Origin of the sequence: Micromonospora sp. NPDC049060, assembly GCF_040649055.1 — a bacterium.
Taxonomy (GTDB): domain Bacteria; phylum Actinomycetota; class Actinomycetes; order Mycobacteriales; family Micromonosporaceae; genus Micromonospora; species Micromonospora reichwaldensis.
This window is the reverse complement of the sequence record NZ_JBEZEV010000150.1, coordinates 1-6367: the sequence shown is the minus strand read 5'-3', so window position 1 is coordinate 6367 and position 6367 is coordinate 1. Positions and strand designations below refer to the sequence as shown.

Annotated in this window: 5 protein-coding genes; 2 read left to right on the top strand and 3 right to left on the bottom strand. The window is 72.0% G+C overall.

Features of this window, described 5'->3' with window-relative positions:
• Positions 1–53: 53 nt before the first annotated feature.
• Together AB0B83_RS29630 and AB0B83_RS29625 are read right to left on the bottom strand one after the other, a co-directional pair.
• Complete coding sequence (locus tag AB0B83_RS29630) at positions 54–1694, bottom strand: MDR family MFS transporter (RefSeq protein WP_357580932.1); 1641 nt, start codon at positions 1692–1694, stop codon at positions 54–56.
• Positions 1691–2158 (bottom strand): MarR family transcriptional regulator, encoded by a 468-nt coding sequence (locus AB0B83_RS29625; protein ID WP_357580931.1) that lies wholly within the window; start codon positions 2156–2158, stop codon positions 1691–1693. The genes AB0B83_RS29630 and AB0B83_RS29625 overlap by 4 nt, the downstream gene beginning before the upstream one ends.
• A gap of 109 nt (positions 2159–2267) precedes the next feature.
• Here AB0B83_RS29625 and AB0B83_RS29620 point away from each other — a divergent pair, with 109 nt between their 5' ends.
• Positions 2268–2885 carry a TetR family transcriptional regulator gene (locus AB0B83_RS29620; RefSeq protein WP_357580930.1) on the top strand — a complete coding sequence of 206 codons (618 nt, stop codon included), beginning with the start codon at positions 2268–2270 and terminating at the stop codon, positions 2883–2885.
• A gap of 109 nt (positions 2886–2994) precedes the next feature.
• Here AB0B83_RS29620 and AB0B83_RS29615 read toward each other — a convergent pair whose 3' ends face one another.
• Positions 2995–5331 carry a glycosyl hydrolase family 18 protein gene (locus AB0B83_RS29615; protein ID WP_357580929.1) on the bottom strand — a complete coding sequence of 779 codons (2337 nt, stop codon included), beginning with the start codon at positions 5329–5331 and terminating at the stop codon, positions 2995–2997.
• A 181-nt stretch (positions 5332–5512) separates the two neighbouring features.
• Here AB0B83_RS29615 and AB0B83_RS29610 point away from each other — a divergent pair, with 181 nt between their 5' ends.
• Positions 5513–6295: a DJ-1/PfpI family protein gene (locus AB0B83_RS29610; RefSeq protein WP_357580928.1), complete on the top strand. Its 783-nt coding sequence runs from the start codon at positions 5513–5515 to the stop codon at positions 6293–6295.
• The last annotated feature ends 72 nt before the right edge of the window (positions 6296–6367 follow it).

The window sequence follows — 6367 nt, the reverse complement described above, 5'->3', positions numbered from 1 at the left end:
TCGCCGCCGCGTCCCCGATGCCGGGTGGCGGCCCCGCCGTCGTGGGTTCCGCGTCAGCGGCGCGCCGGCGCCTCCCGACCGGCGGCGTCCACCGCGACCTGGTCGAAGGCCGGAGCACCGTCGACGGCGTCGGCGGCCACGGCCGTCGACCTGGCGGGATCGGGCAGGTCCAGGCTGCTGCGCAGGCCGACCGGCTTCAACAGGACCGCGGCGATGATGCCGACGACGGCGATCGCGGCGGAGATGAGGAAGATGTGGCCGGTGGCGTCCCCGTACGCCGCGCGGACGATCTGCTGGACCGCGCCGGGCATGGCGTCGAGGTTCAGGCTGCCCGCTCCCGCGCTGCCGGAGGCGGGGATGCCGGCGCCGGAGAGGTCGGCGGTGATCTGGTCGGTCACCCGTCGGGCGAGGACCGCGCCGAGCACCGACACGCCGATCGTGCCGCCGAGCGAGCGGAAGAACGCGACGGTCGAGCTGGCCGCGCCGATGTCCCGGAGCGAGACGGTGTTCTGCACGGCGAGGACGAGGTTCTGCATCGTCATGCCGACCCCGACGCCGACGATGAACATGGCCACGCCGACCAGCACCAGCGAGGTCTCGTGGTCGATGGTGCCGAGCAGGGCGAACCCGATGACGAGCACGATCGCGCCGAACACGATGTACGGCTTGATCTTCCCGGTCTTCGTGATCAGCCGGCCGGCGATGATCGACGATCCGAGGACGCCGGCCATCATCGGGATGGTGAGCAGCCCGGCCTCGGTCGGGCTGTAGCCGCGGCCGATCTGGAAGTACTGGCCGAGGAAGACGGCGCCGCCGAACATCGCCATGCCGACCGCCAGGCTGCCCAGGATGGCCAGGGCGGTGGTCCGCTGGCGGACGAGATCGAGCGGAACGACCGGCTCGTCCACCCGGGACTCCACCCAGACGGCCAGGGCGAGCAGCGCGACCGCACCGCCCACCATGGCGGCGGTCTGCCAGGAGGCCCAGGCGAACGAGTCGTCGACGAAGGAGATCCAGATGAGCAGCACGCTGACGCCGGCGGCGATCAGGGCCGCGCCCAAGTAGTCGATCTTGACGTTCTCGCGGCGGACCGTCGGCAGGCGCAGGGTGAACTGGAGGAGGACCAGCGCGATGGCGGCGACGGGGACCCCGACGAAGAAGCACCAGCGCCAGCCGAGCCAGGACGTGTCGACGATGAGCCCGCCCAGCAGCGGGCCGCCGACCGTCGCCACCGCCATCACGCCACCGAGGTAGCCGTTGTACCGGCCGCGCTCCCGGGGCGGGATCATCGCGGCGATGGCGACCTGGACGAGGGCCTGGAGGCCGCCGACGCCGATGCCCTGGAACGCGCGGGCGGCGATGAGCTGGCCGGCCGTCTGGGCGAAGCCGGCGATCACGGAGCCGACCAGGAAGACGACGATGGCGACCTGGACCAGGAGCTTCTTGTTGAACAGGTCGGCGAGCTTGCCCCAGATCGGGGTGGTCGCGGTCGCGGTGAGCAGGGTGGCGGTGACCACCCAGGTGTACTGGGTCTGCGACCCGTTCAACGCGCCGATGATGTTCGGCAGCGCCGTCGAGACGACGGTGCCGCTGAGCATGGCGACGAACAGCACCAGCAACAGGCCGCTGAGGGCCTCCAGCGTCTGCCGGTGTGTCATCGGCGCGTCGCCGGCCGTGGTGGTGGGTGCGCTCATCGCGCGGCCTCCAGGTTGTCGTGGTGTCCGAGGACGGTCTCGATGTCGCGGGTGAACCGGCCGAGCGCGGTGGCGAACGCCGCCACCTCCGCGGGGGTCCAGTCGGCGAGCGCGGTGTCGAGGATCCGGCCGTACCAGTCGTAGGTGTCGGTCAGGGCGGCCCGCCCGGCCGGGGTGACGGTCAGCAGGCTGGCCCGCTTGTCGGCGGGGTCGGCGCGCCGCTCGACCAGGCCGTGGCTGACGAGCGAGGCGACGGCGCGACTGACGGTCGACGGGTCGAGCCCGCTGCGGGCAGCCAGCTCCCGGGCGTGGCAGTCGGCGGGCAGCTTCTCGATCTGCATGAGGAGGCCGGCGAGGCCGACCGGCACCGTCGGCCGGACGTCGGCCCGGTGCCGTTTGATCAGCCGTACGCTCCGGATCAGCTCGGAGAGCCTCGCACCGAGCTCGCGGCCAGCAGTTTCCACGCCGCCTCCCCTGTCGCAGATGGTTGCCGCACACAAGCATCTGCCGATCTTGCTCACAGTGCAAGTTTGCGCGATGAGAACTGAGTCACCGCCCCGTAGGCTGTCGCCCATGGCGGAGACCACCGGGCTGCGGGAGCGCAAGAAGGCGGCCACCCGCCTCGCCCTGCACGAGGCGGCCCTGCGCCTCGCCACGGAACACGGGCTCGACCGGGTGACCGTGGAGGCCATCGCCGACGCCGCGAACGTCTCCCGCCGGACGTTCTCCAACTACTTCTCCAGCAAGGAGGAGGCGGTCTTCCACGGCGACGCCGTACGGCTGCGCCGGCTGCTGGAACTGGTCCGCCGGCAGCCGGCCGACGCGCCGCCGTGGGCCGTGCTGAGCGCCGCCGCCGAACGCCTCGCCGTCGAGGCGTACGGCAACGCCCCGCCCTCCTGGCTGCTGCACCGCCGTCAGCTACGCGGGCACCCGGGCCTCGTCGCGCACCAGATCGCGGCCTACACCGCCATCGAGCGCGATCTCGCCGACGACGTCGCCCGGCGGTTGACCGGCCCCGACCGGGCGCTGCGGTCCCGGGTCGTGGCGGCGACCTTCCTGGCCTCCCTGCGCGTCGCCATCCAGCACTGGATCGACCACCCCGACGGGCCGCTGCACGACGTCCTGCGCACCGCGCTCGCCGAGACCGCGACCACCCCGGCCGGCACCGCCGCCGCGCAGACGGCCGACTGACGCCGGGCGGCGCCGGGGGATGACGTGGCACGGCCGCGCACCGTCTGCACCGGTACGCGGCCGTCGTTCGGGCGGGGCCGCCGATCACCGGCGGCCCCGCCATCGGGGCTCAGCAGGGACCGTTGTCGGTCCAGACGCCCTGGGCGTCGGCTCCCGGCTCTTCACCCTGGGTCCACCACCGGGCGGTCCACCGGTGACCCTCGTGGGACACCACCGCGCCGCCGGAGTAGGCGGTGCCCGCCGACCAGGCCGGCGCGGCGCAGGTCCCGCCGCCCGGCGGGGTGCTCGGGCTGGGCGTCGGGTCGACCGGCACGGCCCCACGGGCGTGGTCACTGGCCAGCGAGTACGTCTGCCCGCCGAAGGCGAGGGTGAAGTTGGCCGGCCCGGCGATCGGCAGCTGGTAGTTGAGGGCCACCTCCGCGTACGCGCCCGGGGCGATGGCGGCCGGTACGGTGAGCCGCACCCGGTTGTAGTCGCCCCTGAGCCCGCCCACGTTGCTGCCGGTGTGCCCGGTGGACACGGTGGTCAGGGCCCAGCCGGACTGCTGGGTGAGGGTCGGTGTGGTGGTCGGGTAGTCGAACTCCAGCTGCGCCCCGGCCGGGATCGGACTGGCGGTGTTGTTGGTGAGCCGCAGTTCGGGGTTGATCGGGTAGTTGCTGTCGCCGAGAGCGAAGCCCCCGACCGTGGCGGTCACGTCGATGGTCCGGGCCGGCAGGGTGACGGCGGCCCGCCGGGCACCGTACGCGGGCGCCGTGCGGAACTTGTCGTAGAGCAGGGTGGTGAGCGTCTCGCCCATCCCGTACTGGCCCTTGGCCTGGTCGTACGCGTAGTCACCGGCGAGTTCCCAGATCATCACGCCGCCGATGCCCTTGTCCACCACGTAGTCCGCCTTGGCGCCGAGGGACTGCTCGTCCTCGGTGGAGAGGAAGACGCCCTTCTGCGCGTTCCACAGCCAGGGCGCGACCAGCGCGGCGGAGTAGTGGCGGGCGTAGCTGCCGCTGATCCGGTCGGTCGGGTCGGTGGCCGGCGTGAGGCCGTACGCGGACAGGTAGTCCGGGGTGATGCCGCGTTCCAGGTTCTTGGCGTGCCACATCGGGTTCGCCCCGGCGGGCACCTCCCCGCCGGCGCCGTCCAGGTCGTGCCAGAGGTTGTCGATGCCGACCGCGCCGTTCCCACAGGGGGTGGTGGAGCCGATCGAGGAGCCGGTGCCCGGCGGGCACTTGGTCTGGTCCGGCAGTGCGGCGCGGCCCCACAGCCCGTTGGTGCCGCCAGTGACACCCTGCCAGCCGCGCGTGTAGTAGGGGACGCCGATGTTGACCCGCCCGCTTGGCAGCGCGCCCCGGAAGTAGTGGTAGGCCCAGTCGGTGTTCAGGTACCCGATGTTGCCGTACGCGCCGTAGACGCCGCCGGCGGCGAGTTCGGCGTCGTCGCCGTTGTCGAAGAGGGCGGCGTTCGGGCCGACATGGTGGTTCCAGGACCCGTGCAGGTCGTACGACATGATGTTGACGTAGTCCAGGTACTGGAGGGCCTGCGAGGACTCCATCCCCCGCAGCAGCCATCCGGAGGCGGGTGCGGCCACCGTGAGCAGGTAGTGCTTGCCGTCCGTGGCGGCGGCCGCGTCGAGCTTCTCCCGCAGCGTCCTCATCAGCACCTGGTAGGAGGCGTTGAGCCCCGCCCGCTTGGCGTCCGCCTGGGCGAAGTCGAGCGGGTTGCCGGCCTTGTTGTTGGAGGTCGGGTACTCGTAGTCGATGTCCACGCCGTCGAAGCCGTAGGTGCGCAGGAAGGCGACCACGGAGTCGGCGAACGTGGCGATGCCGGCGGTGTTGATCGTGTTGCTGCCGGTGGTGGTCATCCGGTAGAAGCCGCCGGCGTCGACCCGGTCGCCGTTGTCGTCGAGGTAGCCGCCGGTCTCGGCCCAGCCGCCGACGCTGATCAGCGTACGCACGTTCGGGTTCTGCTTCTTGTACTTGTTGAGCAGGTTGAAGTGCCCGGTGTAGGCGTACTGCGGATCCATCTCGGCGCCGGCGACGCCCGGCCAGGTCATGTTGGTGGCCGGGTTGTCCGCCGCCTTCGGGTTGCCGACCGAGATCTTGTTGGCGGCGTCGACGTGGGCGAAGGCGTAGTTGATGTGGGTGACCTTGTCCCAGGGGATCTGGTTGGCCAGGTACGCCGGGGCGCCGTTGCGTCCGGTGCGCCAGCTGGTGAAGTAGCCGATGATGCGCCGGGAGTGGTCGGCCCCCAGCTTCTCCCGGCCCTCGGTGTCGTAGACGGTGCAGTACGGCACCGCCACGCCTGGCGTCCGGTACAGCCCGTCCGGCCGGCACGCCTCGTCCTGTCCGACGGAGGAATGTGCGGCGGGGGTCACCATCAGCGCCGTCGCCACGGCCAGCAGACCGACCGCACCGCCGACGAGGAGCTTGCTGAACCGTCTTCGCAACGCACCCACCTCCAACTCTAAAGAAACTTAACTATTTACGGTCCTGAATATATACCTGTCCAGGAGGCCTCTGCGCAAGAGCGCAGGGCGGCCGTACGGTCCCTCGGTTCCGTGGGCAGGGGCGCGGATGGCCGGATGTGCGGTGCGGCCGTCCTTGTGGTCCCCGGAAGAGGGTGACCAGACTTCCGATGTGGACATCCCCGGAGGCCGCGAGGTGGTCGTGGTGGTGCACGACGGCGTCGTGCTGCTCGACGTGGCGGGGCCCGTCCAGGTGTTGCACGGCAGCGGCGGCTACCGGGTCCGGCTGGCTTCCGTCGACGGCCGCCCGGTACGCACGGACGTGGGCGTGCCCCTCGACGTCGAGTTGGCCCTGCACCAGGTGCGGCACCGGTTCGACACGCTGCTGGTGCCCGGCCTCTCCCTCGCCACAGCGCAGCCCCCGCCGGCGCTCGTCGCCGAACTCCCCCGCGTCAGCGGGCTCGCCCGCCGTACGGCGGCCATCTGCACCGGCGCGTTCCTGCTCGCGGCGGCGCGCCTGCTGGACGGCCGCCGGGCCACCACCCACTGGGCGGCCTGCGCCGACCTCGCGTCACGGTTCCCCGCGGTCCGCGTCCGGCCCGACGCCCTCTACGTGCGGGACGGGCCGCTGTTCACCTCGGCCGGCGTGACCGCGGGCATCGACCTGACGTTGACGCTGGTCGAGGACGACCACGGGCCGGAACGCGCCCGCACCACCGCCAAGTACCTCGTGGTCTTCCTGCACCGCCCCGGCGGTCAGTCCCAGTTCACCGTCCGCGGCAACACCACGGCCACCCCCGGCAGCGCGCTGCGCCGGGTCCTGGACGCCGTCGCCGCCGACCCGGCCGCCCCGCACACGCTCGCCACGATGGCGGCGCACGCGTCGGTAAGCGAACGGCACCTCACCCGCCTGTTCCGCCGGACGGTCGGGAGGGTCTGCTGCACCGATAGGTGACATCTGAGATGGCTTGCCCTGTGGGCGGGCTGGAAGGATGTCGCTGTGCCCAAGCCCTACCCCCGAGAGTTC

Excerpts from the sequence above, each read along its gene's own strand:
- AB0B83_RS29630 (WP_357580932.1), bottom strand. The coding sequence starts at position 1,694 with ATGAGCGCACCCACCACCACGGCCGGCGACGCGCCGATGACACACCGG.
- AB0B83_RS29620 (WP_357580930.1), top strand. The coding sequence starts at position 2,268 with ATGGCGGAGACCACCGGGCTGCGGGAGCGCAAGAAGGCGGCCACCCGC.